The sequence below is a fragment of the Streptomyces sp. NPDC048001 genome, from assembly GCF_043203115.1.
Lineage (GTDB): Bacteria > Actinomycetota > Actinomycetes > Streptomycetales > Streptomycetaceae > Streptomyces > Streptomyces sanyensis.
In genome coordinates, this window is sequence record NZ_JBIDBN010000016.1 from 45,374 (window position 1) to 71,908 (window position 26,535).

The following is a 26,535-nucleotide window of genomic DNA, read 5'->3' on the forward strand; positions in this document are numbered from 1 at the left end:
GGCCGGACCGCGGGCCGCCCGGCCGCGCGCCCCGGCGCCGATCCCCCTGCCCGGCTCTCGGCCCGGGGAGGGAACGGCTCGGGGGTCAGGGCCGGGAGACCTCTTCGGTGCCGTAGTAGTGCAGGAAGACGTCGACTCCCCCGCGGATGAGCCGGTCGGTCAGCTCGGGCGGCATCTCCGTGCCGTAGGTTCCGTAGACCAGGTGCGGGGAGAGCACGAGCCCCGAGAGCTGGAGCACGGCCAGCTCCATGTCGGGGATGCGCAGCAGCCCGCGCTCGTCCAGGCGCCCCAGGGCGGCGGCCAGGGCGGCGTGCTGGCGGCCCGGTCCGCGGTCCTGCCAGGTGGCGCCGAGTTCGGGGAAGCGGCGGCGCTCCCCGGCGATGAGGTGGCGCAGGGCCATCACGTCCGGTGCGATGAGGCCCGCCACCCAGGTCCGGCACGCCTCCAGCAGGTCGGCGCGCACGTCCTCGGACTCGGCCAGGCGGGCCTGTATCACCGACTCCGCCTCGGAGAGCGCGTCGTCGAGGGTCTGGCCGATGACGGCGTGGAAGAGGCTCTCCTTGCTGCCGAAGTGGTTGTAGATCGTCACCTTGGACACGCCCGCCTCGGAGGCCAGCAGGTCCACCCCGGCGGCGAAGCCCTCGCGCAGGAAGACCCGGCGGGCGGCCTGGAGGATCGCCTGCCTCTTGCGGGCCGCCCTGGCGCCCGAGGGCACGGGCGGCTGCGGTGCGCGGGCGTCCTCGGCGGCCGGGTTCCCCGGTGCGGTGCTGTCCATCTGGTTCCTCCTGCGTCGTCCCCGCAGTCTAGGTCCAAGTGAACCGTTGCGTTCAATTGAACTGAACTGTATTGTTCAGTTCGCCGGGAGTGACCGACCGGCCACTCCCGCGGAACCGTGCGGTGCGCCCGTGTGCACCGCCTCACCACCCGCTCCCGCCCGCAACCGAGGCGCCCGGAGCGAGGCCGCGCACCACGTGCCGGGCACCCCGCCCGGCGCGCCCGCACCACGCGGCACGCCCGCACACCGCACACGACGCGGCGGCCCCCGGCGCACCACGCGCCGAAGCCCGCCGCGCACCGTCCCGTGCCACCAGGCACACCGGCCATCAGGCACACCGACCACCAGGGGGTACCCCGTGAGCAACCAGACCACCGCGGACACCGGCGTCACCGCACCGCTGTTCGCCTCCCGCGCCGAGATCCGCGTCGCGGCCGCACCGGACGCCGTCTACCGCATCGTCAGCGACCTTCCCCGCAGCGGCGAGTGGAGCCCCGAGTGCCGCGGCGGCTCCTGGGTGACGGGCGAGGCGGGCGCCGTGGGCTCGGTGTTCCGGGGCGAGAACGAGCGCAGCCCGGAGGTCGTCGCCTGGGCGCCGGTCGTCCGCGGCACCTGGACCACCCACGCGGAGGTGGTCGCCGCCGAGCCCGGCCGCACCTTCCGCTGGGCCATGCACGACAGCAGGGGCGAACGCCAGCAGAGCGTCTGGGCCTTCGACGTCGAGCCGGACGGCGACGGCACCCTCCTGGTCCACCACTTCCGGATGGACGCGCCCACCGAGGGCATCCGCGGCATCACCGCCGAGATGGACGACGACCGCAAGCGGGCCTTCTTCGCCGAGTGGGGCGAGAAGGTGGCCGGCGACCTCGCCGAGACCCTCCACCGGATCAGGGCCGTGATCGAGAAGAACGGCTGACCGGGCACCCGCCCCCGCACCCGCACACCCGACGCCACCAGACCTCACGGTGAGGAAGGCAGCACGATGATCCTGCAGCGCATCGGAAACAAGGGGATCCGGCTCGGCACGCTCTTCGAGCGGGCCGCGCGCAAGCATCCCACCAACGTCCTGATACTCGACCACGACCTGGACATCGCCCCCGCCCTCGGGCGCCGCGCCACGGTCCCCGAAGTAGCCGACCTGGTCGACGACTTCGCCTCCCGCCTCTGGGCCGCCGAGGTGCGCCCCGGCCGGCGGGTGGTCGTCTACAAGTCCGACGGCTTCGACATCACCCTGCTCGCCTGCGCGGCCGCCCGCATCGGCGCCGTGCCGGTGCTGCTGTCGCCGAAGCTCGACGGCGCGACCGCCGCCGAACTCGTCCGGCGCACGGACCGGCCCTTCCTCCTCACCGACCAGGAGAAGCTGGAGAAGGAGCTGCCGGCCTCCGTCTTCGAGAGGGCCGCAGGGGTCCTGCTCACCTCCGGCAGCCACGAGGGCGCCACCGAGCTGGCCTCGCTCGCCGGCTGCCCCCGCGTCCCCGCGGTCGACATGCCCCCGGAGCACCCCACCCTCATCACCCACACCTCCGGGACCACGGGCACCCCCAAGCTCGCCGTCCACACCAGCCGGACCCTCCAGGCCCGCTACCGCCCGCAGGCCGCGATCACCAGGCCGCTGCTGACGGGCCGCGAGACCATCGCGATGCACGTGTCCTTCGTGCACTCCCGCCTGATGACCGCCCTGGCGATCTCCCTGCTGCGCGGCTACCCCGTCGTGGTCCTCGCCGACTCCGACCCGCGCCGGGCCGCCGACCTGTTCGCCCGGGTGCGCCCCGGGATCCTGGAGGCCCACCCCAACTCCTTCATGGAGTGGGAGGAACTGGCGGACGACCCGCGCCGCCCGCTGGCCAACGTCAAGCTCTTCAGCTCCACCTTCGACGCCATCCACCCGCGCACCGTCCAGCGCCTGCTGAGCGCCAGCCGCCGCACCGCCCCCGTCTTCGGCCAGCTCTACGGCCAGAGCGAGGTCGGGCCCGCCGTGGTGCGCTCCTTCTCCCGCCGCCGCGGCCTCGAAGCGGACGGCCGCTGCGTCGGCATGCCCTTCCCCGGCATGACCGACGTGCGGGTGGTCAGCCGCAACGGCCTGCCCCCGTCGGAGACCAACCCCGGCTTCATCGAGGTGCGCAGCGACGGCCGGATCGTCACCTACCTCGGCGAGCAGGAGCGCTACGACGCCCAGGTCAACGACGGCTGGTGGCGCATGGGCGACGTCGGCTACCGCACCAGATGGGGCTGCGTGCACCTGCTCGACCGCGAGGTCGACCTCATCGAGGGCTTCGGCTCCACGCTCGCCGCCGAGGACACCCTGTTCTCCCGGATCGGGGAGCTGACCGAGGTCATCATCATCCCCGACGCCGACGGGCGGGCCGTCCCCGTCGTCTGCACCAGGGACGACAAGCCCCTCGACGAGCGGACCTGGCGGACCGCCACCGCCGGACTGCCGCCGATGGCCGCCCCCGTGCAGTGGCGCCAGCGCGACCTCCCGCAGACCGCCACCACCAAGATCAAGCGCCTCGAACTCGCCCGCCTGCTCGCCTCGGGCGCCGGTGACGGGGCCCGTTCCGCCGAGGAGAAGGTCTGATGCCGCACCTCATCGTCGTCGGCGGCGGTATCGGGGGGCTCGCCACCGCCCTCGCTGCCGTCCGCCACGGACACCGCGTCCTCGTCCTGGAGCGCGCCGACGAGTTCGCCGAGATCGGCGCGGGCATCCAGCTCGCCCCCAACGGCATCCACGCCCTGGACCGCCTCGGACTCGGCGACGCCGTACGCGCCACCGCCGTCCGCATGGACGAGCTGCGCTTCATGGACGGCGTCACCGGAGAGCACGTGGTCAGCCTTCCGCTGACCGAGCGCTACCGCGCCCGCTTCGGCAACCCCTACGCCGTGGTCCACCGGGCCGAACTGCACAGCCGGCTGCTCGACGCCTGCCGCGCCTCCGAGCTGATCGAACTCCGCAGCGGCTGCGCGGCGGTCGGCTACGAGCAGGACGCGGCGGGCGCCGCCGTCCTGACCGCGGACGGCCGGAGGATCACCGCGGACGCCGTGATCGGCGCCGACGGCATCCACTCCGCCATCCGCGGGCAGCTCGTCGGCGACGGCGCGCCGCGCGTCTCCGGCATCACCGTCTACCGGGCCGTCATCCCGATGGAGCAGGTCCCCGCGGAGCTCCGCCACAACACCTCGGTGACCTGGTGGACCGGCCCCGGCTGCCACTTCGTCCACTACCCGATCGCCGGCGGGAAGTACCTCAACCTCGCCGCGAGCAGCGACAACGGCGCCCGGGAGGCGCTGGCGGGGGTGCCCGCCACCAAGGGGGAGGTCCGCCACGAGTTCACCGCCCTCGGCGAGGACGCCCAGCGGCTGATGGACCTCGGAGAGGGCTGGAAGTCCTGGGTCCTCATCGACCGCGACCCCGTCGGCACCTGGACCGACGGCCGGGTCGTCCTGCTCGGCGACGCGGCCCACCCGATGCTCCACTACGTGGCCCAGGGCGCCTGCCAGGGCCTGGAGGACGCCGTCGTCCTCGGCGACCTGCTCGACTGCGGCACGGGCGAACTGGCCCAGCGCTTCGAGAAGTACAACGCCGAACGCCGCGAGCGCACCGCCCGGATCCAGCTCCTCGCCCGGCAGAGCATCGCGCTCTGGCACGCCGCCGGACCGGCCGCGAGCACCCGCAACGCCCGCCTGTCCGCCCTCTCGGAGGACGACCTGCACGACTACGTGGCCTGGATGCACGGGTCCGAGGCCCTCGCCCCCACCGCCGGAGCCCCCGAAGGGCCCGGCCCGACACGCAACGGAGAGCCCCGATGAGCACCAGCCGGATCGAGGTCTGCCTCATCGGCGCCGGGCCGCGCGGCCTGTCCGTCCTGGAGCGGCTGTGCGCCAACGAGCGCAAGGAGCCCTCCCACACCGAGGTGGTCATCCATGTCGTCGACCCCTCGGCCCCCGGATCGGGCCTGGTGTGGCGGCCGGACCAGTCGCAGCACCTGCTGATGAACACCGTCGCCTCGCAGATCACCGTCTACACCGACGACAGCGTGAACGCGGACGGGCCCATCGAGCCCGGGCCGAGCCTGTACGAGTGGGCGCGGCAGGTCGCCGCGGGCGGCGAGGAGGCGGGCCACGACGCCGCCACGGTCACCGAGGCCGGGCGGCTGGGCCCCGACACCTACCCCACCCGCGCCTTCTACGGCCGCTATCTGCACGCCGCGTTCCTGCGCGTGGTGGACGGCGCCCCCGCCCACGTCGCCGTGCGGATCCACCCCTCGCGCGCCGTGGCGATGGCCGACACCCACGGCGTCCCGGGCGGCCCGCAGGGCGTCCGCCTGGAGAACGGCACCCGGCTGAACAAGCTGGACGCCATCGTCATGGCGCAGGGCCACGTCCCGGCCAGGCTCACCCCGCGCGAGGCCAAGACCGCCAGCCTCGCCCGGATCCACCACCTCACCTACCTCACCCCCGCCAACCCGGCGGATCTGGACCTGAGCGGCATCCGGGCCGGGCAGAACGTGCTGCTGCGCGGACTGGGCCTCAACTTCTTCGACCACATGGCCCTGTTCACCGTCGGCCGGGGCGGCTCCTTCCGGCGCATCGACGGCCGCCTGGTCTACCTGCCCTCGGGCAGGGAGCCCATGCTGTTCGCCAGTTCCCGCCGGGGCATCCCGTACCACTCCCGCGGCGAGAACGAGAAGGGCGCCCACGGCCGCTACCTGCCGCGCCTGCTCACCCCGGAGCGGATCACCGAACTGCGCCGCCGCTCCGAGACCGGCGAGGGGCTCCGCTTCGCCACCGACCTGTGGCCGCTGGTGGCCCGGGAGGCGGAGTCCGTGTACTACGGGGCCCTGCTCGCCTCCCGCGGCCGGGGCGCGGAGCGGGAGGCGTTCACCGACCGCTACCTGGCCGCGGCCGACGCCCGGGAGCAGGACCGCCTGCTGGACGCCCACGGCATCGCCGCGGAGGACCGCTGGGACTGGGAGCGCCTCTCCCGCCCCTACGGGGAGCGGGAGTTCGCCGACCGGGGCGCGTTCCGGGCGTGGCTCCTGGCGTACCTGGCGGAGGACGTGGCCCAGGCGCGCGCGGGCAACCTCAGCGGACCGCTCAAGGCGGCCCTCGACGTCCTGCGGGACCTGCGCAACGAGATCCGGCTCGCCGTCGACCACGGCGGTCTGGACGGCGACTCCCACCGCGACGACCTGGAGGGCTGGTACACGCCGCTCAACGCCTTCCTGTCCATCGGGCCGCCGGTGTCCCGGATCGAGGAGATGATCGCGCTGATCGAGGCCGGTGTCCTCGAACTGACCGGCCCGGGCACCGAGATACGCATCGACACCTCCGCCGAGGAGGCGGCCTTCGTGGCCGGCTCCCGGGTGGTGCCGGGACCCGCGGTCCGCGCCCGCGTCCTCATCGAGGCCCGGCTCCCCGAGCCGGACCTGCGGCGCACGGACGACCCGCTGCTGCGCCACCTGCTGGACACCGAGCAGTGCACCACCTACCGCATCCCCGGGACCGGGGGGAACGCCTACGAGTCCGGCGGTCTCGCCGTCACCGAGCGCCCCTACCGGCTGCTCGACGCCCGCGGCCGCGCCCACCCGCGCCGCTTCGCCTACGGGGTGCCCACCGAGTCCGTGCACTGGGTGACCGCGGCCGGCATCCGGCCGGGCGTCGACTCGGTGACCCTGGGCGACTCGGACGCGATCGCGCGCTCGGTCCTCGCCCTGCCCCCGGCCTCCCCGGTCCCCTCGCCGGTCCGCCCCCTGCCCGCCGAGACCGATCTGACGGGGGTGGTGGTGTGAGCGCGGCGCACTCCCGGCCGCCCGCCGACACGGGCCTGCTGTCACCCGTCCGCGCCGGCACGCCCGTCGAGTACGCCGTCTGCGACCACGCCTGGCTCCAGGCCATGCTGGACTCCGAGGCCGCCCTGGCGCGGGCCCAGGCCCGGCTGGGCACCGTGCCGGAGGCCGCCGCCGAGTCCATCACCCTCGCGGCCCGCGCCGAGCGCTTCGACATGCGGGCGATCGCGCTGGCCGCACGGGAGACGGCCAACCCGGTGGTGGGCCTGGTGCAGGAGCTGACCCGGGAGGTCGCCCGGTCGGACCCGTCCGCGGCGGAGTACGTGCACCGCGGCTCCACCAGCCAGGACATCCTGGACACCGGGGCGATGCTGGTCGCCCGCCGCGCGCTGCTCCTCGTCCGGGCCGACCTCGCCCGGGCGTCCCGGGCGCTGGGCCGGCTCGCCGACGCCCACCGGGACACCGCCATGGCGGGGCGCACCCTGGCCCTCCAGGCGGTCCCCACCACCTTCGGCCTGAAGGCGGCCGGCTGGCGGCAGCTGGTCGCCGACGCCGACCTCCGACTCGGCCGGGTCCTGGACGGCGGCCTGCCCGTGTCCCTCGGGGGCGCCGCCGGGACCCTGGCCGGATACCTGGAGTACGCCCGGATCGACACCGGGGACCCGGAGTGGGAGCAGGGGGCGTACCTGGACCGGCTGGTGGACTCCTTCGCCGCGGAGACGGGTCTCGCCCGCCCCGTGCTGCCCTGGCACTCCCTGCGCACCCCGGTCGCGGACCTGGCGGGCGCCCTCGGCTTCACCGCGGGCGCCCTGGGCAAGATCGCCGCGGATGTGCAGTCGCTGGCCCGGACCGAGGTGGCGGAGGTGGCCGAGCCCGCGGTGAGCGGCCGGGGAAGCTCCTCCGCCATGCCCCACAAGCGCAACCCCGTGCTGAGCACCCTGATCCGCAGCGCCGCGCTCCAGGTGCCGGTCCTCGCGGCGGGCCTCACCCAGTGCCTGGTGTCCGAGGACGAGCGCTCCGCGGGCGCCTGGCACGCGGAGTGGCAGCCGCTGCGCGAGTGCCTGCGGCTGACCGGCGGCGCGGCGCACACCGTCGCCGAACTCGCCGAGGGGCTGCGCGCCGACCCGGAGCGGATGCGCGCCAACCTGGAGCTGACGGGCAGCCGGATCGTCTCGGAGCGCCTGGCCGCCGTGCTCACGCCGAGGCTCGGGAAGGCCGCCGCGCGACGGCTGCTCACCCGGGCGTCGGCGGAGGCCGCGCGCGGTGGCAGTCTGCTGGACGCCCTGCTCGCCGAGGCCCCCGAACTCTGCGTCCGCCCGGGCCGCGCCGCGCTGGCCGCCCTCTGCGACCCCGCCGCGTACACGGGTGCCGCGGCCGAGCTGGTGGACAGGGCGCTGGATCCGTCCGCCCCCGCCGGCTGAGCGGCCCCGGGGCCCGGCCCGCGGCGGTACGCCGCGCACGACGCCGGTGGCCGGTGCCCCGCTGTGGGGCACCGGCCACGGGGAACCGGGGGCGGCGGGGCGCTCAGGAGGCGACCGACTCCCGTGCGGAGTCCGCGGCACGCTCGTCCGCCGGACCGGCGGGCGCCGTCTGCTCCGGCTCCGGGCGGCGGAAGTTCAGCGCGATGGCCATGGCGGCGACCATGGCGCCCGCCGCGACCAGCACCGCCGTGCGCAGGCCGTCCGTGGTCGCCTCGCGCAGCGCCTCGCCGGTGGCGCCGTCGCCGGTGACGGAGTTGGCGATGGCGACCAGCAGTGCCAGGCCGACCGCACCGCCGACCTGCTGCCCGGTGGAGACGATGCCGGAGGCGATGCCCTGCTCCATCGGGTCCACACCGGCCGAGGAGGCCGAGAACATGCTGGTGTAGAGGGCTCCCTGGCCGAGGCTGAGCACGATCAGGCCGGGCACCAGGGCGAGGTAGGAGCCGGACGGGTCCATCGGCAGGGCGAGCATCAGGGTGCCCGCCGCGCCGACGGCCAGGCTGGCGAGGATGGTCGTGCGGGCGCCGAAGCGGGTCGCCAGCCGGCCGCCGACGGTCGAGCCGACCACACCGGCCACCATCGGGACCAGGAAGGCCACACCGGTCTCCAGCGCGCTGTAGCCGTGGACGCCCTGGAAGTACACCGTCAGGAAGTAGAGCAGCGAGCCGAAGGTGGCCATGAACATGAAGGTCGTGGCCACACCGGTGGACAGGTTGCGGTTGCGGAACAGCCGCAGCGGCATCAGCGGTTCGGCGCTGCGCACCTCGATGGCCAGGAACACCGCGATCAGCAGCAGCCCGGCCGCGGCGGCGCCGAGCACAACGGCGGAGGCCCAGCCCGACTCGGGACCCTGGACCAGGGAGAACACCACCAGCGTGGCGCCGGCGGTGCCGGTCAGCGCGCCCGGCAGGTCGAAGGAGCGCCCCGCGGCCCGCGCGCCGTCCGCCGGGATCAGCACATAGGCGAGGGCGATCGCCACGGCCGCCAGCGGCACGTTGACGAAGAAGACCGACTCCCAGCCGAGGGCCTGCGTCAGCACACCGCCCAGCAGCGAGCCGAGGACCATGCCGCTCGCCCCGGCGCCCGCCCACACCGCGAGGGCCCGGTTGCGCTGCGCGCCCTCGGTGAACGAGGTGATCACCAGGGAGAGGGTGGCGGGGAAGAGGAAGGCGCCGCCGAGGCCCTGGACGGCCCGGGCCGCGACCAGGAGCTCCGAGGCGTCCGCGAGTCCGCCGAGCAGCGAGCCCACGCCGTACAGCGCCAGGCCGGTGACGAACATCCGGCGGCGGCCGAGCAGGTCGGAGGCGCGGCCGCCGAGGAGCAGGAAGCCGCCGAAGACCACGGCGTAGGCGCTGACCACCCACTGGAGGGTCTGCGAGGAGAACGCCAGGCTCTCGCCGATCTCCGGCAGCGCGACATAGACGATGTTGTAGTCGAGGGACGTGATGAGCTGGGCCAGCGCGAGGAGCGCCAGGACGAGGGCCGGACGGCGCCGGGAGGCTCCCGGGCCCGTCCCGTCGGCCTGCACGGGGTTCATGGGGGGTCCTTTCTCTTTTCTCTTCTCGAAAAAGACGGCCTGCTGGGTGCGCACGGGCCGCGGGGCACCGGCGCATGGAAAAGGCGGGGCCGGTCGCACGCGGCCCCGCCGTTTCAGGGAGGAATGAATGGTGGAGCTGTCGTCTCAGGGCTTGTCGATGAAGTCCCGGACCAGCTTGACGAATTCCGCGGGCTTCTCGTAGACGACCACATGGCCGCTCTCCAGCTCCGCGTAGGAGCTGTTCGCGATGGCCGCGTGCAGTTCCCGGGAGTGCTCCACCGGCACCGTGGCGTCGAGGGTGCAGCCGATGACCAGGGTCTCGGACTCGATCCTCGGCAGCAGGCCGCGGATGTCGGCGCGCAGGTTGAGGTCGATGTGGCGCAGCGCGCCCTCGCTGGGCTGGTTGCCCTGGATGATGCCCTCCAACTGCTCCCGTCCCACGGTGTTGAGGAAGGTGCGGCTGAAGGCGGTCATGGTGCCGAAGCGGCCGAAGGCGTCCGCGTCGCCGGCCAGGGAGCGCCAGACCGTCATCAGGTTCCGCAGGTACTCGTCCTCCGGTCCGGCCCAGCCCGCGGTCAGCACCAGCCGGCGCACGAGGTCCGGGCGGGTGGCGGCGACGGTGGCGGAGACCACCGAGCCGAGCGAGAAGCCGACGAGGTCGACGGGCTCCCCGCCGTTGTCCTCGATCACGCCGATGACCTGGGCGGCGAGCCGCTCGACGGTCAGTTCGGTGCCGTCGTCCTCGGTGGCACCGCAGCCGGACAGGTCCGGGAGCAGCACCGACCGGCCGTCGGCGAACGCGTCGGCGAGGTGGCCCCAGGTCCCCTCGGCGCCGAAGCCGGTGCCGTGGACGAACAGGAGACCGGTACCGGATCCGCGTACCTGGTAGTCCACGCGAGCGTCGCCCGCGGACACGATGGGCATGTGATTCCCCTTCAGCAGCGTCAGTGCCAGTTGCTCGAAGCGCCGCGCCGTCGCTACGGACGACGGGCAACGCCATCGGCAACATAGGGGAGCGGCGGGAGCGGGGGAGAGCGCCGGCGGGGCAATCTGTCAGGTCGGCAAGGGGGCGGAATCGGCCAGGCGGCGCAATTGACAGACTATTCCCCCGGCCATGACCGAAATCGAGCGGGTGCCGTCTAATCAGGGGCGGCGGCCACCCGATGAGCCGTTGAATTCCCTCTTTGTCCCAGAAGACAACTGCATATCCAAGGATGGTATTTCATGGCTCACGGCCAGATGACCGGGGTGTCCCCGTCGGCCGCCGCCGTCGGGGGTTCCGGTGCGACGCCGCCTGACGGGGGCGCGACGGCGGATCGCGCACGGCAGGGCACCCCTCCCCGCTCGGGTTCCACCCTCTCCCGGCTCCCCTCCCTGACGGGGCTCCGCTTCCCCGCGGCCCTGCTGGTGTTCCTGTACCACGCGGCCCTGCCGATCCCGGCGCTGCGGCTGCTGGAGGACGACGCGGCGGTCGGGGACTTCTACGCGCTCTTCGGACAGGCGGGCGCGCTCGGCGTCACGTTCTTCTTCGTGCTCAGCGGCTTCGTGCTGACCTGGTCGGCGCGGGAGAAGGACACCGCCGGGGCGTTCTGGCGCCGCCGGTTCGTGAAGATCTACCCCAACTACGTGGTCGCCTGGGTGCTGGCGATGGTGCTCTTCGCCTCCGCCTACACCTCCACCGGGACCGCGGTGGCCAACCTGCTGATGGTGCAGGTGTGGTCCCCGGAGTTCACCACCTACTTCAGCGTGGACCCGCCCAGCTGGTCCCTGGGCGCCGAGGCCGTCTTCTACGCCGCGTTCCCGATGCTGAACAACGTCTTCCGGCGCATCCGCGCCGAGCACCTCAAGTACTGGATCGCCGGAGCCGTCGCCCTGGTCGTCGCCACCCCCGCGCTCGCCTACGCGCTGCTCCCGGACGCGCCCGGCATACCCGGCGGCGAGGCGAGCTCCGTGGTGCAGTACTGGGTGACCTACGTGCTGCCGCCCGTGCGGATGGTCGACTTCGCGCTCGGCATGCTGGTCGCGCACGCCGTTCTCAGCGGCCGCTGGAAGAACATCGGCATGGTCTGGTCGGGCCTGCTGCTGGTCGGCGGCTACGTCCTGACCGCCTACGTGCCCTACCTGTACGCCCAGCGGGCCGCCTGCATCATCCCCATCGTGCTGCTGATCGCGGCCACCGCCACCGCCGACGTGGAGAACCGGTTCACCCCGTTCCGCAACCGCACCATGGTCTGGCTCGGGGAGATCTCCTTCGCCTTCTACCTGCTGCACTTCATCGTGCTGGCCTACGGCCGGGAACTGCTCGGCACGCAGATGTACTCGGTGCTCGGCACCACCCTGCTGCTGATCGCCGCGGCCGGTATCGCGGTGGTCCTCTCCTGGGCCCTGTACGCCCTGGTGGAGAAGCCCGTCACCCGCCGCTGGTCCTCCTCCCGCGGCGCCCGCCGCACCCCCGCCCCCGCAACCGCCGACGTCAAGGAGTGACGATGTCCCCCGCCAAGATCCTGGTGACCGGTGCCACCGGCCAGGTGGGCCGCGAGGTCCTGAACCTGCTCGTCGAGGCGGGCGTCCCGGTCCGGGCCGGCGCCCGCACGCCGGGGCGGTTGTCCTGCCCCGCGCAGGTGGAGCGCGCCGAGGTCGACCTGGCCCGCCCCGAGACCCTGCCCGCGGCGCTGGAGGGCGTGGAGAAGGTTTTCCTGTACGCGGTCCCCCAGGGCACCGAGGCGTTCCTGGAGGCCGCCCGGGAGGCCGGGGTGAAGCACATCGTCCTGCTGTCGTCCCGGACGGTGGAGGACGCCTTCCCCGGCCAGGAGCCGATCGTCGAAATGCACCGCGCGGTGGAGGCGGCGATCAGCGCCTCGGGCATCGCGTACACCTTCCTGCGCCCGCACAACTTCGCCACCAACATCCTGATGTGGGGCTGGCCCGAGTCCATCCGGGCCGAGCGCCGGGTGCGCTTCCCCTACCCCGGATCGCACAGCGACGTCATCCACGAGAAGGACATCGCGGCGGTGGCGGTGGCGGCGCTCACCGAGCCCGGCCACGAGGGCCGCGGCTACTTCCTCAGCGGCCCCGAGTCGGTCACCCAGCGCCGCCAGCTGGAGATCATCGCCGAAGTCCTCGGCACACCGCTGGAGTTCGAGGAGCGCACGCCGGAGCAGGCCCGCGAGGACCTCTCCGAGATCGTCCCGCCGTGGGTGGCGGACGCGGTCTTCAGCTACTGGGCGGGCTCGGACGGCGTCCCGACGGAACTGTCGGACACCGTGGAGAGGATCACCGGCCGGCCGGCCCGGACCTTCGCCGAGTGGGCGGCCGACCACGCCGCCGACTTCACCGCCTGACCCCGGCGCGCCGGTGCGGCGGCGCGCCGGGAGGGACGGGGGACGGACACCGGTCCGTCCCCCGTCCCGCTTCCCCGGGTGCACCGGACCCGCCCCTCGGGGCGCCCCCGCAGCGCCCGGGGGCGGTGGGGTCCGTGCGCGTCGCCGTCCACGGAGGGGCCGGGGTCCGGCTGCGCGGGGTGCGGTTCAGGTCAATCCCCTGGCCTTCCCTTGACGGTTGATTGACCATTTCTTTACCTTCGACGCGGTGGGCGATCACCGCGGAACCCTCGTCCCGGCGAACGTGCGCCCACGCTCCGCGACTTCAGGGGGTCTCACCATGGATCAGCTCCTCTCGCGCATGACCGGGCCGGCCGTGTGACCCGGACGGCCCCCTCGGCCACGACGGCGGGTTTCTCCCGGGACCAGCGCCGCACCCTGACGGTGCTCGGCATCTCGCAGGCGCTCGGCGGCGCGGGCATGGCGGCCGGCATCACGGTCGGCGCGCTGCTCGCCCAGGACCTGCTCGGCTCGACCAGCCTGGCCGGGCTGCCGGCCGCGCTGTACACCGTCGGCGCGGCCTTCGGAGCCGCGGTCCTCGGGCGCGTCAGCCAGCGCTTCGGGCGCCGTCCGGGACTGGCGCTCGGCAACGGCATCGCCGCACTGGGCAGCGCGGGCGTGGTCGCGGGAGCCGCGGCGCGCTGGCCGGTCCTGCTCCTGGCGGCCCTGGTCGTGTACGGAGCGGGTACGGTCACCGGGCTTCTCGCGCGCTACGCGGGCGCCGACCTCGCCCCGCCCGACCGGCGCGGCCGGGCCGCCGGGACCGTCCTGTTCGCCATGACCCTGGGGGCGGTCGTGGGACCGAACCTGACCGGCCCCACCGGCGAACTCGCCGCCACCTGGGGCCTGCCACCCCTGTCGGGCCCCTTCCTCCTGGCGGCGGTGGCGTACGCGGCCGCGGCGCTCGTCCTGGTGGTGTGGCTGCGCCCGGACCCGCTGCCTCCGGCCCCGCAGCCCCCGGCCCTGCCCGGGGAGTCCGGGTCCGCTCCGTCGGGCGCCCATCGCACGGGGAGACCCGCCCCCGGTGTCGTCACCGGCGCCACCGTGATGATCACCGCGCAGCTGGTGATGATCGCCGTGATGACCATGACGCCCGTGCACATGGCCGGCCACGGCCACACGACGCAGGCGGTGGGGCTGGTCATCGCCCTGCACGTGGGCGCGATGTTCCTGCCGTCACCGCTGAGCGGCCTGCTCACGGACCGGTTCGGCGGGCGGCGGGTCGCCACCGCCGCCGGAGCCCTCCTGCTGAGCGCGGGTCTGCTCGCGGGCCTCGCCCCGCCGGCCTCCACCCCTCTCCTGGCCTGCGCACTGGTCCTGCTCGGAGTCGGCTGGAACCTGGCCCTGCTCGGAGGCACGGCGGTGCTCAGTGACGCCGCGCCCGCCGGGAACCGGGCCGCCGTGCAGGGTCTCGCGGACACGGGAATGGCCGTGGCGGGCGCGACCGGCGGCATGGTCTCGGGGCTGGTGATGGGCGGCAGCGGCTACCCGGTGCTGACGGCGGCCGCCGGGGCGCTCGCCCTCGCGGTCGTCCCGGCGGTGGCGATGAGCGGCCGCCGCCCCGCCTGACGGGCGGCCGACCGGGACGCACCCGGGAGGACGATCCGGCAGCCCCCGCCCCCGCCCCTTCTCCGCACGTGACCCGGCAGAACAGGAGCCGCCCGATGAGCCGCCCGAGGACTTCTCCGACGAGCGCCCCGACGATGCCCGGCAGCCGCCCGCCCGCCGACGGCGGCCGGTTCGACGCCGTGGTCGTCGGGGCCGGACTCTCCGGCCTCTACCAGCTCCACCGGCTGCGGGAACTCGGCCTGACGGCCGTGGTCTTCGAGGCCGCCGACGACATCGGCGGAACGTGGCACTGGAACCGCTACCCCGGCGCCCGCTGCGACATCGAGAGCATGTCCTACTCCTACTCCTTCTCCCCGGAACTCGACCAGGAGTGGGAGTGGCGGGAGCGGTACGCCGCCCAGCCGGAGATCCTGCGGTACATCCACCACGTCGCCGACCGGTTCGACCTGCGCAGGGACATCGTCCTGGGAACCCGCGTCACCCGCGCCGTGTACGACGGCGACCAGCACCTCTGGCGGCTGTCCACGGACACCGGACGGGCCGTCACCGCCCGCTTCGTGGTCCTGACGACAGGCTGCATGTCGGTCCCCAGGGACCCCGCGATACCCGGCACCGACAGCTTCACCGGCGCCGTCCACCACACCGCGCGGTGGCCGCAGGAGGATGTCTCCTTCGCCGGGAAGCGGGTCGCCGTGATCGGCACCGGTTGCTCGGGCGTCCAGGCCGTTCCCGTCATCGCCGAGGAGGCGGCCGCCCTGACCGTCTTCCAGCGCACCCCGGCCTATGTCCTGCCGGCCCGCAACCGCCCGCTGCGGGCCGCGGAACGCGCGTCCCTCAAGGCCCGCTACCCCGAGTTCCGGCAGGCCCAACGGCTCTCGCGGGGCGGGACCGTGTTCACACCCCCGACCCGCTCGGCGCTGGAGGCGGACGAGGCGGAGCGCACCGCCGCCTACGAGGCGGCCTGGGACGAGGGCTTCCTCAACGGGCTGCTGCGCACCTACACCGACATCCTCACCGACGAGAGGGCCAACGAGACCGTGGCGGAGTTCGTCCGGTCCAGGATCCGGTCGACCGTGACCGACCCCGCGACGGCGGAGCTGCTCTCCCCGCGTACCTACCCGTTCGCGACCAAGCGCCCCTGCCTGGGCACCGGTTACTACGAGGCGTACAACCTGCCCCATGTGGCGCTCGTGGACCTGCGCGCGACCCCGATCGAGCGGATCACCCCCCGGGGCATCCGGACCCCGGACGGGGAGCACGACCTCGACGTGATCGTCCTCGCGACCGGCTTCGACGCCCTCACCGGCTCCCAGTCCGCCATCGACATCGTGGGCAGGGGCGGCGTGACGCTCCGGGAGCGGTGGGCCGACGGACCCCGCAACCATCTCGGGCTCGTCTCGGCCGGCTTCCCCAACCTCTTCACCGTCCTCGGACCGCTCAGCCCCTCCGTACTCACCAACATCACGGTGTCCCTGGAACAGCAGGTCGAGTGGATCACCGGCTGCATCGCCCACCTGCTCGGGAACGGCCTCACCGAGATCGACGCCACCCCGTCCGCCGAGGCGGACTGGGGGGAGCGCGTGGCGGAGATCGCCGCCCGTACCCTCTACCCGGCGGTGGACTCCTGGTACACCGGAGCGAACGTCCCCGGCAAACCCCGGGTGTTCCTCGCCTACGCGGGCGGCCTCGACCGGTACCGGGAGGAGTGCGACGCCGTGGCCCGCGGCGGCTACACCGGCTTCGTGCTCTCCTCCGCGGGAGGGCGTCCCCGGGCGGCGGTGTCCGGACCCGGCCGCTAGCGGCGCCGCACGGCGCAGGCGGCCGCGGCCGGGCCGGTCACGGGGGAGGGGGGCGCCGGCACCGCCCGCCGCGAACACGACGCCCCCCTCCGGACCGGCCCGCCCTCCGGACCGGCACCGCCCTCCGGACCGACGGCGACCGCAGCGCGGGCGGCCTCCCCGCACGGCCGGCCGCCCGCACGGCCCGCAACGCGGTCCGGTGCTCCGTCAGGCGCCCGCGGGCTCCACCGCGTAGGTGATCCGGAACAGGTTCCCGGGGTCGTAGGCGGCCTTGGCCCGGGCCAGCCGGGCGTGGTCGGCCGGTGCGTAGGCCGTCAGCACGGTCGCCGGGTCCGTGTCGTCGACGCCGAAGAAGTTCACGAACGCCCCTCCCGTGCTCCACGGGCGCATCGCCGCGTACAGCCGGTCGTGCACCGCCCGAGCCGCAGCCGTACCGCCCGGTTCCAGCAGCGAGGTGGTGAACAGCATGAACTCCGCGTCCCGCCCGGCGACGGCGTTCGCCGTGCGCGGCGGGCGCGCGTACCCGCCGCCGTGGTGGCGCACCTCGGCGAAGTACGGGGCACCGGACGCCGGACCCGCCAGGCCGAGCAGGGTGTCCACCGCCTCCGGGGGCAGCGGGCCGAGTGCCGTGTTCCGGTCGTACACGGCCACCGGCATCGGCGGCTCGTGGTGGATCGAGCCGACCTCCCGGTACGGCATCCGCCCGACGGTGTCCTTCAGGACGGGGCCCACCGCGCGCAGCGGGCGCACCAGCCGCTCCCCCTCGGCCGCCTCGCCGGACCAGGCGATCCGCAGATGGGTGACGAAGCGGCCGCGCAGCTCGGGCGGGACGACGGGCAGGTCGGGGTAGCGGATGAGCTGCACGGAGGAGGACATCTCCTCCGGGACCCCGCCCGTCCACCGGACGTAGGCGTGCAGCGCGGCCGCCGCCTGCTCCTCCCCGAAGTACAGCCCCCCGCCGTAGAGTTCGGCGACGGGGAACAGGTCGATCTCCATCGAGACGACGACGCCGAAGTTCCCCTTCCCGCCGCGCAGCGCCCAGAACAGCTCGGGCTCGTGCGCGGCGTCCACCCGGCGCAGCCGCCCGTCGGCGGTGACCACGTCCATGGCGCGCACATGGTCGGCGGCGTACCCGTAGCGGCGGCCCAGCAGGCCCATGCCCCCGCCGACGGTGTAACCGACGGCGCCCACACCGGGGTTGGAGCCGTTCAGCGGGGCGAGCCCGTGCGGTGCGGCCGCCTCCAGCACCTGCTCCCAGCGGGCGCCCGCCCCGACGGTCGCGGTGCGGGCTCCCGGGTCGACGCGCACCTCGTCCATGCGCCGGGTGCTGATCATCAGCTGCCCCTCGGCCGAGCGGGAGACGCCGTGGCCGGTGGCCTGGACGGCGACGCCCAGTCCGCGGGCGGCCGCCCAGCGCACCGCGGCCGCCACGTCCCCGGCGCCTTCGGCCCCCACGATCAGCGCGGGGCGGTGGTCGAGGGCCAGGTTGTAGCCCAGCCGCTCCTCGTCGTAGCCCGGGTCCCCGGGGCGCAGCAGGGGACCGGTCGTCACGATCTCGTCGGTGTGCAAGTGTCCGGCCACGGTCAGTCCATTTCGTAGGGGCGGGTCATGATCTCCAGGCTGTGGCCGTTCGGGTCGTCGAAGTAGACCCCGCGGCCCCCGTACCAGGTGTTGGTGCGACCGGGGTGGCGGTGGAAGGGGTCGGCCCAGAACGGCAGGCCGCGCTCCCGGACCCGGGCGAAGATCGCGTCGAACTCGGCGTCGTCGACGAGGAAGGCGTAGTGCTGGGAGGTGATCTCCCCGTCGCCCTCCGCCTGCAGGACGTCCAGGGAGACGTCGTTGGAGAGCTGCAGCACCAGGAACGGCGCGTAGGTGCGGGGTTGCTCCAGTCCCAGGACCTCCACCAGGAAGCGGGCGGTGGCATCGCGGTCCCGTGCGGTGAGGATCGTGTGGTTCAGGCGGATGGACATGTGTCTGCCTTCGTTCGGGGAGTGGATCCGTGTGGGGGGAAACGCCCGGACCCCGCGCCGTCGGCGCGGGGTCGGGAGCGGTGGGCCCGGTTGCCCGGCCCGCCGGTGTGGAGGGCCGGTCAGTGCCGGATCACCGTCTTGGTCCGCATCAGGAACTCGCCCAGGTAGCCGTCGTGGGGGACGCCCGGGCGGATCCAGTAGGTGGGGTGGTCGCCGAGGTAGACATTGCTGATGGACGGCTCCTCGACGAGGGCGTCGACCAGCTTCTCGTCCTCGGTGAGGACCGTCAGCACCAGGCTCTCGCGCAGCGGTGCGATGCCGTCGGCCGGGGACCAGGGCCCCACCCACACGCAGGGGAAGGGGAGTTCGATGCCCGCCTGGCGGGCGTCGGCCTTCGGCAGCTGGTGGACCGCGGGCCGCAGCACCGCGCCGCCGCCCGGCAGCTCCTCGACGACCCCCTCGCCGCCGAGGTGCGCCACGGTGCCCTTCGCCTGGGCGAGCAGGAAGGACTCCATGGCCCGGGCCCCCTCCACCGGCTGCACCGAGAGGACGGCCTTCTCGTCCTCGGGCGGCAGGCTGGGCAGGGCGGCCAGTCGCTCGGCGATGGCCGCCGCGAGCGGCGCCGGGTCGCCGTCGACCAGCACGGTGGTGGCGTTGATGCAGGCGACGCCGCCCTGGTGGCTGATGGAGTCGACGATGGTGTCGAGGTGGTCGCGCCAGTCGGCGTCGGCCGTGACGAGGATCTTGGAGCGGCCGGGGCCCTGCGGCAGCACGGTGGAGCCCGCGTACTTGCGGACCACCTCGTCGCCGCCGTACACCAGACCGAGGTCGGCGCCGCGCAGGATCTCGTCCGCGGCCTCGTGGTCGGTGGGCAGCAGCACCACCTGGTCCTCGCCGAAGCCCGCCGACCGCAGCGCGGTGATCAGGCGGTGCGGGGTGAAGGGCTCGCGGCGCGAGGGCCGCACGGCCACCCGGTAGCCGAGCGCCAGGGCCTCCAGCCACAGCGAGTGGGGTCCGGGGTGGTTGCCCGCCGCGTGCACGGCGAACACGCTCCCGCGGCGGGTCCACACGGCGCTGCCGTCCCGGGTGCCCGGGTCCCGCCAGTCGCCGACCGCCCCGGCGGGGCGGGGCTGGGAGACGACGAACCCGGCCTGCTCGGCGGCCTCGGCGATGGCCGCGGTGGCCTCGCGGACCACGGAGATCGGCACGCCCGAGACCCGGGCGACCGTACGGCGGTACTCCTCGTAGGACAGGCCGCCGATCTCCTCCTCGGTGAAGATGCGGGCCGCGCGGGCGAGCGCGGCGATCCGCTCCGCGGCGGGCAGCGACTCCGCCCGGTGCAGGGCGGCCATGGTGCGCGACACGAACAGCTTCGGCACCAGGCCCAGATCGGCCGCCGGGACACCGGCGACGTCGGTGACGGTGACCCGGTTGCGGGCCCGGTAGGTCCCCTGGGGGCCGAGCGCGTCCAGGGCGATGAGCTCGGACATCTAGTACACCCCCTCGATGACGGTCTCGTTGTCGAACTCCTGGACCGGCGCGATGTCGGCCACGGAGTCGCCGGTCTGCGCCGCACCGGGGGCCGGGCGGCAGCGGGTGGCGTGGTCGCGCTCCAGGTTGTTGGGCATCAGCAGGCTCTTGCTGACGTGGTGCATGACCACCTGCCCGCGCTCCCCGTACTCCACCGGGACGCCGGTCTCCGGGTCGACGACGGAGAAGGTCATGTAGGGGGACCACGGGTCGTACACGCACGGCTCGTCGTCGGTGAGCCCGGGACGCTCGCTGGCGTTGCCGAGGATCATGGTGCTTCCGTAGCCGCTGTACAGCCTGGCCCGGGGGAAGACCTCGGTCCGGTAGAGGTGGCGGGTGTCGGGGTCCATCTGGGTGCCGACCCAGTTGATCGCCTGCACCTTGTCCTCGATGAGCTTGGCGAGGTCGTCCCGGGCGGCGAGCCGCTCCAGGACCGGCGGGGTGCACATCAGCACGCCGATGTCCTGGGTGCGCAGCACATGGGCGACCTGGTCCACGATGTGCTCGGCATAGGCGCCGGCCTCGGCGCCCTTCCCCTCGGAGATGAGCTTCTTCACCCAGCGGGGGTCGAGGTCGACGGTGAAGGCCAGGCCGCCGCGGAGCGCGGTCTGGTGCTTGATGACATCGCCCACCATGTGCGGTCCGGTGGGGGCGACCACGAGCCAGTTCACGCCCTGCGGCACCCCGTGGGCGTCGAGTTGGGCGCTGCTCCAGCCCAGCAGCCGGTCCAGCCAGTCGCGCAGCAGCACGATGCGCTTGGGGGCGCCGGTGGTCCCGCCGCTCTCGTAGACGCCGACGACGTCGGGGCGGTCGCCGTAGCCGCGGGGGACGAGGTCCTCGGCGCGCACCTCGCGCAGCTCCCCGGCGAGGTTGGGGAAGCGCGTCAGATCGGCGAAGGTGCGGATGTCGGTGAGCGGGTCGAAGTCGAGGAGGGAGGCGCGCTCCAGCCAGAAGGGGGAGCCGGTCTCCGGCGAGAAGTGCCAGCGCATCGCGGCGCGCAGGAACTCCTCGGGGTCGGGAACGGCGTCGAAGGGCAGGTCGAGGACGCTGTCGGCGGCGGTCGGCAAGGGAATCCTTCCAGTGGGGCCCGTGGCCGGGCCGGTGCGGGCGGCGGGACTACGGACGGTCCGTGCCGGACGGGTTGTCGATGAGGTAGCGCCAGCGGCCGTCCGGCCCCCTGCGGGCGACGTCGGTCGCGGAGCCCTCCAGATGGACGGCGGTGCCGTCCCGGCCGGTGCCCGAGATCACGTAGTCGCCGATGAGCAGGGCGGTGTCGTCGCAGACGTAGGTGTGCCGCAGGGTGAGGGCGATGGGGACGCCCAGCGCCAGGAACGCGGCGTTGGCGGCGCGCCGCGCCTCTCCGGTGACGGCGGTGCCGGGCTCGGTCACGAACACGGCCCCGGGCGCGAACAGGCGGTCCACCGCGGCCAGGTCCCCGGAGTTGAACGCCCGGGCGAACACGCCGGGGAGTTCGGCCGGGTCGGTCGGCGGCAGGACGGCCGCGGGGCCGGGGGCGGCGGGTGCGGCGGCGGGTGCGTCGGCCACGGCGGTCAGCCCGTCTGGATGCCGGGCCGGCCCGTCTCGGGCCGCCGCGGGACGCGGTCGAGTTCGATGCCGAAGTACTTCCGGTACGCGGCCAGCACCTCCTCGTCGCCGGCGAGTTCCTCGGTGGTGCGCTCCTCGCCGGAGACCACGGTCAGCCGGTCGCCCTTGAGGGTGACCCGGCCGTCCTCGGTCGGCAGCGAGCAGAACAGGTCCTGGAGGAAGGGGGAGTCGGGGGAGGTGCGCCACCACCACAGCGTCGGCGCGAAGTCGGCGATCTCCATGGGGCGTTCGTCGACGCGGTAGAGCGGCTTGCCGTTCAGCAGCACGTCGTGGCCCCAGGCGCCCTCCCCCTCGGCGCGGACGACCTGGTAGCTGCCGTGCGCGTCGGCCTGCGGCCCGGGGGCCGAGAAGCGCAGCGGGGCACGGCTGTTGCGGCCGAAGCCCACGTCCACCAGCCACGGCTCGTCGAGGTGCACCCGCAGGGCCAGGTGCCCCAGGTAGGGGCCCGGTCCGTCCGGGCGGTAGACCTGGCCGGGCAGGACGTCCACGCGGTAGCCGAGGGCGCGCAGCAGCTGCGCGAAGGACGGGTTCACCTCGTAGCAGCCGCCGCCGCGGCGCTGGTCCACGACCTTCTCCAGCGCCTTCAGGTCCATGTGGATCGGCACGTCGAGGTGGTAGTCCAGGTTCTCGAAGGGCACCGTGAGGCAGTGCCGCTCCTGGAGCAGGCGCAGGCTCTCCAGGTCCGCCCGCTGCGGCCGGGCGGCACCGATCCGCGCCAGGTAGGCGTCGATCTGGGCGTCGTTCAGCATGTCGTTCTCCTTGTCCGGGAAGTCACCAGGTGAGCAGGGTCAGGCCCATGGCCATGCCGCCGCCGAAGCCGGCGAGCAGGATGAGGTCGCCGTCCTTCAGCGCACCGGCGCGGGCGGCGTCGTCGAGGGTGACGGGCACGGACGCCGAGCCCGTGTTGCCGTACTCCTCGAAGGTGGCGCGCATCCGGTCCGCGGGGATGCCGACCCGGCCGGCGAGGTCCTCGACCATCCGGCCGTTGGCCTGGTGCGGGACGAAGTGGTCCACGTCCCCCGGGGACACCCCGTTGTCGTCGAGGAAGGCGCCGATGGCCGGGGCCACCTTCTCGGCCACGAAGGTGCGCACCTCGCGGCCGTTCATCGTGAAGTAGTGCAGCCCGTCCCGCAGGGTCTGAGGGGAGGCGGGCAGGCGGCTCCCCCCGGCGGGCACCTGGATCAGCTCGCGGTCCGCGGCGAAGCCCGCCAGGCGGGTGCTGTGCAGCCGCCCGGTGCCGCGGGCCGGGCCGACGACCACGGCGCCCGCGCCGTCGCCGAAGAGGATGGTGCTGCGGCGGTCCCGCGGGTCGAGGATGCGGGAGTAGACGTCCGCGCCCACCACGAGCCCGTAGCCGCCGGTGCCCTGGAGCATCCGCTCCGCGGTGCTCAGGGCGAAGACGAAGCCGCTGCACACGGCGTTGACGTCGAAGGCCGTGGTGCCGAAGCCCGCGCCGAGGGCGTCGGCCACCGTGCTGGCGGTCGGCGGCTGCGGGGAGTCCGGTGTGGAGGTCGCGACGATGACCAGCGACAGCTCGCCCCCGCGGACACCTGCCGCCTCCAGGGCGGCGCGGCCCGCGGCGGCGGCCAGGTCGGAGGTCGCCTCGTCGGGCTTGGCCCAGCGCCGCCGCCGGATGCCGGTCCGGGAGTGGATCCACTCGTGGTCCACCCCCGCCGGGGCGCCGACCTCGTCGTTGGTCACGACATGGGACGGCAGCGCGGATCCGGTGCCCAGCACTCCCACGGCCGTTGCCGCAGGGCCCTTTTCGTATCGGCCAGTCGTAATCAAGGGTGTCCCTCTCCCTTCTCATGGGCCCGCCCCGCCTCCGGGGAACCGGGGCGCGCCGGATACCGCCGGCCCATGGTTTCCCGGGGAGCCGCCGGGGTGCCAAGCCCTGCCCGGGGACCTGTCAGGTGGGGTGGAATGTGTCAGGTGGCGGCGCTTCCGAATCCCGCCGCGCACGAGCGCCGGCGCAATTCCCGCCGCCGGATTCAGCTCCGCCGTTTCCGGGGGGCCTCTTTTCCGGGCGGCCTATTCGGCGGGGTTCTTCTGCACGGCGGCCTTTCCGGCGGCCACGAGGCGGGCGACCTCGACGACGCGCCGGGCCTGGAACCCGATGGCGGCCAGGTTGTCCTCGTGGACGTTGCCCGGGCGGTTGCGCGTGACGCTGCTGGTGCCGTAGGGGTTGCCGTTCTCCGGGCGGAACAGCACCTCGTCGGTGGAGCCGTTGGCCACGATCAGCGAACCCCAGTGGCAGACGGCGTTGTAGAGCGCCATCAGCGTGGTCTCGTGGCCGCCGTGCGGCGCGGAGCCCGAGGTGAAGGCGGAGACGACCTTGTCCGCCAGCAGCCCGGGGATGGACACCGGGGCGGTGGAGTCCAGGAAGACGGAGACCGGGGCCGCGGGCAGGCCGAAGCGGACCGGGGAGCCGATGAGGATGCCGTCGGCCCAGACCAGGTCCTCCGGTGTGGCCTCGGGGACGTCCCGGACGGCCTCGCCGTGCGCGGCGACGGCGTCCTCCGTGCCGGGGACGACGGTCTCCGAGGGCAGCGGCGGAATGCGCAGCAGACGCACGTCGGCGCCGGCCTTCACCGCCGCCTCGGCGGCCGCCTCGGCCAGGGTGTGGACGTTTCCGGTGGACGAGTAGTAGACGACCGCGATGTTGAGCATGCCGGATTCAACTCCCTGCGGGAAAAAGGCTGGAGAACTCAGCATCGAGCAGGTGCGCCGGGCCGTGAAAGCGCGTGCGAAAGGTCTGTCAGGTCGCGCCCGCCGCGGCATCGCGCAGGCCCCGGTGCGGGGAAAGTCCCGGCACCGGGAAAGCCCCGGAAACGGAATGCGGAGGGCCCGGTCGGAGCGGCACCGCGGCCCTCGGCGTGCCGACCGGCGGCCGGAGGCGGCGGCACCGCGCCCCGGCCGCCGCGCCCAGCCCCCGGCCACCGCGCCCCGCCCGCTCAGCCCCCGGCCGCCGCGCCCGCCCGGGCCGGTACACCGGCTCCGCCGTGCAGCCAGGCCACCGCGTCGTACATCTCCCGGGGCGACAGCGCGCCGAGCATCGCGTTGCGCTCGCGGCGGGCCCGGCCCGCCGCGTGGTAGAGCCGCCGCCCCAGCTCCCGGGACACCCACTGGACCCGGGCCGTGCGCGCGCGGCGCTCCGCCGCGTACCTCCGCAGCCGCCGCTCCACGTCCGCGGGGCGGTCGCCCAGCGCCTCGCCCAGTGCCACGGCGTCCTCCAGGGCCTGGCATGCGCCCTGGGCCGCGTACTGGAGCATCGGGTGCGCCGCGTCGCCGAGCAGCGCCACCCGCCCGTCCGTCCACCGCTCCACCGGTGCACGGTCGTACAGGGCCCAGGCCCGCCAGCCGCGGGCGCGCTCCAGCAGCGGCCGTGCGGCGCCCCGCAGGCCGGGGAAGGCCGCTCGGACCCGGCCGGGCAGGACGGGCGCCCCGGCAGGGGCCCGCCGGGGCGTCTCCTCCCGGGTGGCCGCGAGGTTGAGGTGGCTGCCGCCCGCCACGGGGTAGTGGACGATGTGCCAGGAGGGCCCGGCCCAGAGGGTCACGACCGGTGAGCGCAGGCCCTCGGGAACCTCGTCCATCGGGACCAGCGCCCGGTAGACCGTGTGCCCGGCCCCCCGGGGCGCGCCGTCCCCGACCAGGCGGGAGCGGACGGCCGAGTGCAGCCCGTCGGCCCCGACCAGGGCGTCCCCGGTGAGCCGGCCCCCGTCGGCGAGCAGGGCGGTCACCTCGCCCCGGCGCTGCGTGTACCCCGTCACATGCTGGTGCCCGCGCAGCACCACGCCCGGATGCCGGCGGCACGCCTCCAGCAGCGGGAGGTGGAGGTCGACGCGGTGGACGACGGCGTACGGGTGGCCGAAGCGGGCCGTGTACGCGCCGTCCACCGGCATCGAGGCCACCGGCTCGCCGGTGGTGCCGTCCATGAAGCGCAGCGCGTCCACCCGCACCGCCCGGTCCAGGACCTCCCCGGCGACACCGAGGCGGGTCAGGGCGGCGAAGGCGTTCGGCCCGAGCTGGATCCCGGCGCCCGTCTCCGTGAACACCTCGCGGCGTTCGAGCACGGTCACCCGGTGGCCCCGCCGCGCGAGGCCGAGCGCCGCGGCGAGGCCGCCGACGCCGCCGCCGGCCACGAGGATCTCGGTCAACGTCCCTCACCTCCCCGGGCCGTCGGCCCCTCGGGGCCGGGACGCGTCGCCCCCGCGCGCTCCGTTCACCGGTGCTCCCCGCGCCCGGCGCGGGCCAGGCTCGCGCGCGCGGCGGCGGCCACCCGCGCCGGGCCGAAGCCGTGCTGCTCGAAGAGCGCCGCGGCGGGCGCGCACGCGCCGGACCGGTCCAGCCCCACCGGCAGCCCGGCGTCCCCGAGCAACTGGTACCAGCCCAGGGCGGACCCGGCCGCCACCGACACCCGGGCCCGGACCCGGCTCGGCAGCACCGACTCCCGGTACTCCTCGCACTGCTCCCGGAACCACTCCGGGCGCGGCATCGCCACCACCCGGGTGCCGATGCCCTCCGCCAGCAGCAGCCTGCGCGCGTCCAGGGCGGTGCGCACCTCGCCGCCGGTGGCGAGGAGCACCACCTCCGGCTCCCCGTCCGGCGCGTCCGCCAGGACGTATCCGCCGCGCGCCGCCCCGTCCGCCGGGGCCGCCCCGCTCCCGGCGGGGCGGTGGCGCGACGGCCGCCGGGGCAGCAGGCGGGCGGCGGTGCCCGGGCTCACGGCGGTGCCCGGGTGCCCGTGGCCTGCGGCCTCCACCGCGTCGACGGCCGGGGCGCGTGCGGTGTCCGCGCACCGGCGTTCCGGCTCGGTCCGTTCGAAGGGGCGGGGCGTCGTCCCGCCCCGGCTGCTGCTCACCGGCTTCTCAGCGCTCCTCTGGTCGGTGCTGTCTCGTCATGCCGTGCCGTGCGGTGCGCCCGCTGTCCTGGCGCGGGGTGCGGCGGGGGCGCCCTGCCCGGCCCGGCGGGCGGGCGGCCGGGGCCCGGGCCGGGGCCCTCCGGAGTCCCGCGGCCCCGTGCGCGGCCGTCCGCGGGGACGGCCCGCCCGCACCCCGGGCGCCCACCGGGCCCGCCCGGCCCGGGGTGTGCCCGCAGCGGCGG

Annotated in this window: 22 protein-coding genes; 9 read left to right on the forward strand and 13 right to left on the reverse strand. The window is 74.7% G+C overall.

The window, feature by feature from the left end:
• Positions 1-85 precede the first annotated feature (85 nt).
• On the reverse strand, positions 86-775 hold the full coding sequence (locus ACGF15_RS26250) for a TetR/AcrR family transcriptional regulator (RefSeq protein ID WP_345611756.1): 690 nt from the start codon (positions 773-775) through the stop codon (positions 86-88).
• A 358-nt stretch (positions 776-1,133) separates the two neighbouring features.
• Here ACGF15_RS26250 and ACGF15_RS26255 point away from each other — a divergent pair, with 358 nt between their 5' ends.
• The 5 genes from ACGF15_RS26255 to pcaB all read left to right on the forward strand — a co-directional run bounded on the left by ACGF15_RS26255 (position 1,134) and on the right by pcaB (position 7,982).
• Entirely contained in the window at positions 1,134-1,691 is a 558-nt protein-coding gene (locus ACGF15_RS26255) for an SRPBCC family protein (protein ID WP_345611753.1), read from the forward strand.
• A 66-nt stretch (positions 1,692-1,757) separates the two neighbouring features.
• Entirely contained in the window at positions 1,758-3,353 is a 1,596-nt protein-coding gene (locus ACGF15_RS26260) for a class I adenylate-forming enzyme family protein (protein ID WP_392802456.1), read from the forward strand.
• The gene (locus tag ACGF15_RS26265) at positions 3,353-4,582 is read left to right on the forward strand and encodes an FAD-dependent monooxygenase (RefSeq protein WP_392802459.1); all 1,230 of its coding nucleotides are present in this window, start codon (positions 3,353-3,355) and stop codon (positions 4,580-4,582) included. Before ACGF15_RS26260 ends, ACGF15_RS26265 begins: the two co-directional genes overlap by 1 nt.
• On the forward strand, positions 4,579-6,564 hold the full coding sequence (locus ACGF15_RS26270) for an FAD/NAD(P)-binding protein (RefSeq protein ID WP_345611746.1): 1,986 nt from the start codon (positions 4,579-4,581) through the stop codon (positions 6,562-6,564). The genes ACGF15_RS26265 and ACGF15_RS26270 overlap by 4 nt, the downstream gene beginning before the upstream one ends.
• Positions 6,561-7,982 carry a 3-carboxy-cis,cis-muconate cycloisomerase gene (gene pcaB, locus ACGF15_RS26275; RefSeq protein ID WP_345611744.1) on the forward strand — a complete coding sequence of 474 codons (1,422 nt, stop codon included), beginning with the start codon at positions 6,561-6,563 and terminating at the stop codon, positions 7,980-7,982. The genes ACGF15_RS26270 and pcaB overlap by 4 nt, the downstream gene beginning before the upstream one ends.
• A gap of 103 nt (positions 7,983-8,085) precedes the next feature.
• On the opposite strand, the gene ACGF15_RS26280 is transcribed toward pcaB, so the two are convergent.
• Together ACGF15_RS26280 and ACGF15_RS26285 are read right to left on the reverse strand one after the other, a co-directional pair.
• Positions 8,086-9,579 (reverse strand): MFS transporter, encoded by a 1,494-nt coding sequence (locus ACGF15_RS26280; protein ID WP_345611742.1) that lies wholly within the window; start codon positions 9,577-9,579, stop codon positions 8,086-8,088.
• A gap of 144 nt (positions 9,580-9,723) precedes the next feature.
• Complete coding sequence (locus tag ACGF15_RS26285) at positions 9,724-10,503, reverse strand: alpha/beta fold hydrolase (protein ID WP_256522505.1); 780 nt, start codon at positions 10,501-10,503, stop codon at positions 9,724-9,726.
• 300 nt (positions 10,504-10,803) lie between these two features.
• Here ACGF15_RS26285 and ACGF15_RS26290 point away from each other — a divergent pair, with 300 nt between their 5' ends.
• The 4 genes from ACGF15_RS26290 (at position 10,804) to ACGF15_RS26305 (ending at position 16,327) form a co-directional block, all read left to right on the forward strand.
• Positions 10,804-12,063 (forward strand): acyltransferase, encoded by a 1,260-nt coding sequence (locus tag ACGF15_RS26290; protein WP_345611737.1) that lies wholly within the window; start codon positions 10,804-10,806, stop codon positions 12,061-12,063.
• Between the two features lie 2 nt (positions 12,064-12,065).
• Positions 12,066-12,920, forward strand: a complete 855-nt coding sequence (locus ACGF15_RS26295; RefSeq protein ID WP_392802466.1) for an NAD(P)H-binding protein — start codon at positions 12,066-12,068, stop codon at positions 12,918-12,920.
• Positions 12,921-13,277: 357 nt separating this feature from the next.
• A complete protein-coding gene (locus tag ACGF15_RS26300; protein ID WP_392802469.1) occupies positions 13,278-14,528 on the forward strand; it encodes an MFS transporter in 1,251 nt (416 codons plus the stop codon).
• A gap of 95 nt (positions 14,529-14,623) precedes the next feature.
• The gene (locus ACGF15_RS26305; protein ID WP_392802472.1) at positions 14,624-16,327 is read left to right on the forward strand and encodes a flavin-containing monooxygenase; all 1,704 of its coding nucleotides are present in this window, start codon (positions 14,624-14,626) and stop codon (positions 16,325-16,327) included.
• A gap of 207 nt (positions 16,328-16,534) precedes the next feature.
• Here ACGF15_RS26305 and ACGF15_RS26310 read toward each other — a convergent pair whose 3' ends face one another.
• From ACGF15_RS26310 to ACGF15_RS26355, 10 genes are all read right to left on the reverse strand, one after another.
• Complete coding sequence (locus tag ACGF15_RS26310) at positions 16,535-17,908, reverse strand: FAD-binding oxidoreductase (protein WP_345611727.1); 1,374 nt, start codon at positions 17,906-17,908, stop codon at positions 16,535-16,537.
• A gap of 2 nt (positions 17,909-17,910) precedes the next feature.
• Positions 17,911-18,297 carry a VOC family protein gene (locus ACGF15_RS26315; protein ID WP_256522513.1) on the reverse strand — a complete coding sequence of 129 codons (387 nt, stop codon included), beginning with the start codon at positions 18,295-18,297 and terminating at the stop codon, positions 17,911-17,913.
• Positions 18,298-18,416: 119 nt separating this feature from the next.
• Positions 18,417-19,787 (reverse strand): aldehyde dehydrogenase family protein, encoded by a 1,371-nt coding sequence (locus tag ACGF15_RS26320; protein WP_392802476.1) that lies wholly within the window; start codon positions 19,785-19,787, stop codon positions 18,417-18,419.
• Complete coding sequence (locus ACGF15_RS26325; protein ID WP_362609635.1) at positions 19,788-20,894, reverse strand: AMP-binding protein; 1,107 nt, start codon at positions 20,892-20,894, stop codon at positions 19,788-19,790. It abuts the gene before it with no gap.
• Positions 20,895-20,943: 49 nt separating this feature from the next.
• Positions 20,944-21,372, reverse strand: a complete 429-nt coding sequence (locus ACGF15_RS26330; RefSeq protein WP_392802480.1) for a YybH family protein — start codon at positions 21,370-21,372, stop codon at positions 20,944-20,946.
• Positions 21,373-21,377: 5 nt separating this feature from the next.
• Positions 21,378-22,181 (reverse strand): arylamine N-acetyltransferase, encoded by an 804-nt coding sequence (locus ACGF15_RS26335; protein ID WP_362609638.1) that lies wholly within the window; start codon positions 22,179-22,181, stop codon positions 21,378-21,380.
• 22 nt (positions 22,182-22,203) lie between these two features.
• Complete coding sequence (locus ACGF15_RS26340; RefSeq protein WP_345611716.1) at positions 22,204-23,169, reverse strand: ketoacyl-ACP synthase III; 966 nt, start codon at positions 23,167-23,169, stop codon at positions 22,204-22,206.
• 294 nt (positions 23,170-23,463) lie between these two features.
• On the reverse strand, positions 23,464-24,102 hold the full coding sequence (locus ACGF15_RS26345; protein WP_362609642.1) for an NAD(P)H-dependent oxidoreductase: 639 nt from the start codon (positions 24,100-24,102) through the stop codon (positions 23,464-23,466).
• Positions 24,103-24,386: 284 nt separating this feature from the next.
• Positions 24,387-25,589: an FAD-dependent monooxygenase gene (locus ACGF15_RS26350; RefSeq protein ID WP_362609645.1), complete on the reverse strand. Its 1,203-nt coding sequence runs from the start codon at positions 25,587-25,589 to the stop codon at positions 24,387-24,389.
• A gap of 65 nt (positions 25,590-25,654) precedes the next feature.
• Complete coding sequence (locus ACGF15_RS26355; RefSeq protein ID WP_392802486.1) at positions 25,655-26,293, reverse strand: transketolase C-terminal domain-containing protein; 639 nt, start codon at positions 26,291-26,293, stop codon at positions 25,655-25,657.
• Between the last annotated feature and the right edge of the window lie 242 nt (positions 26,294-26,535).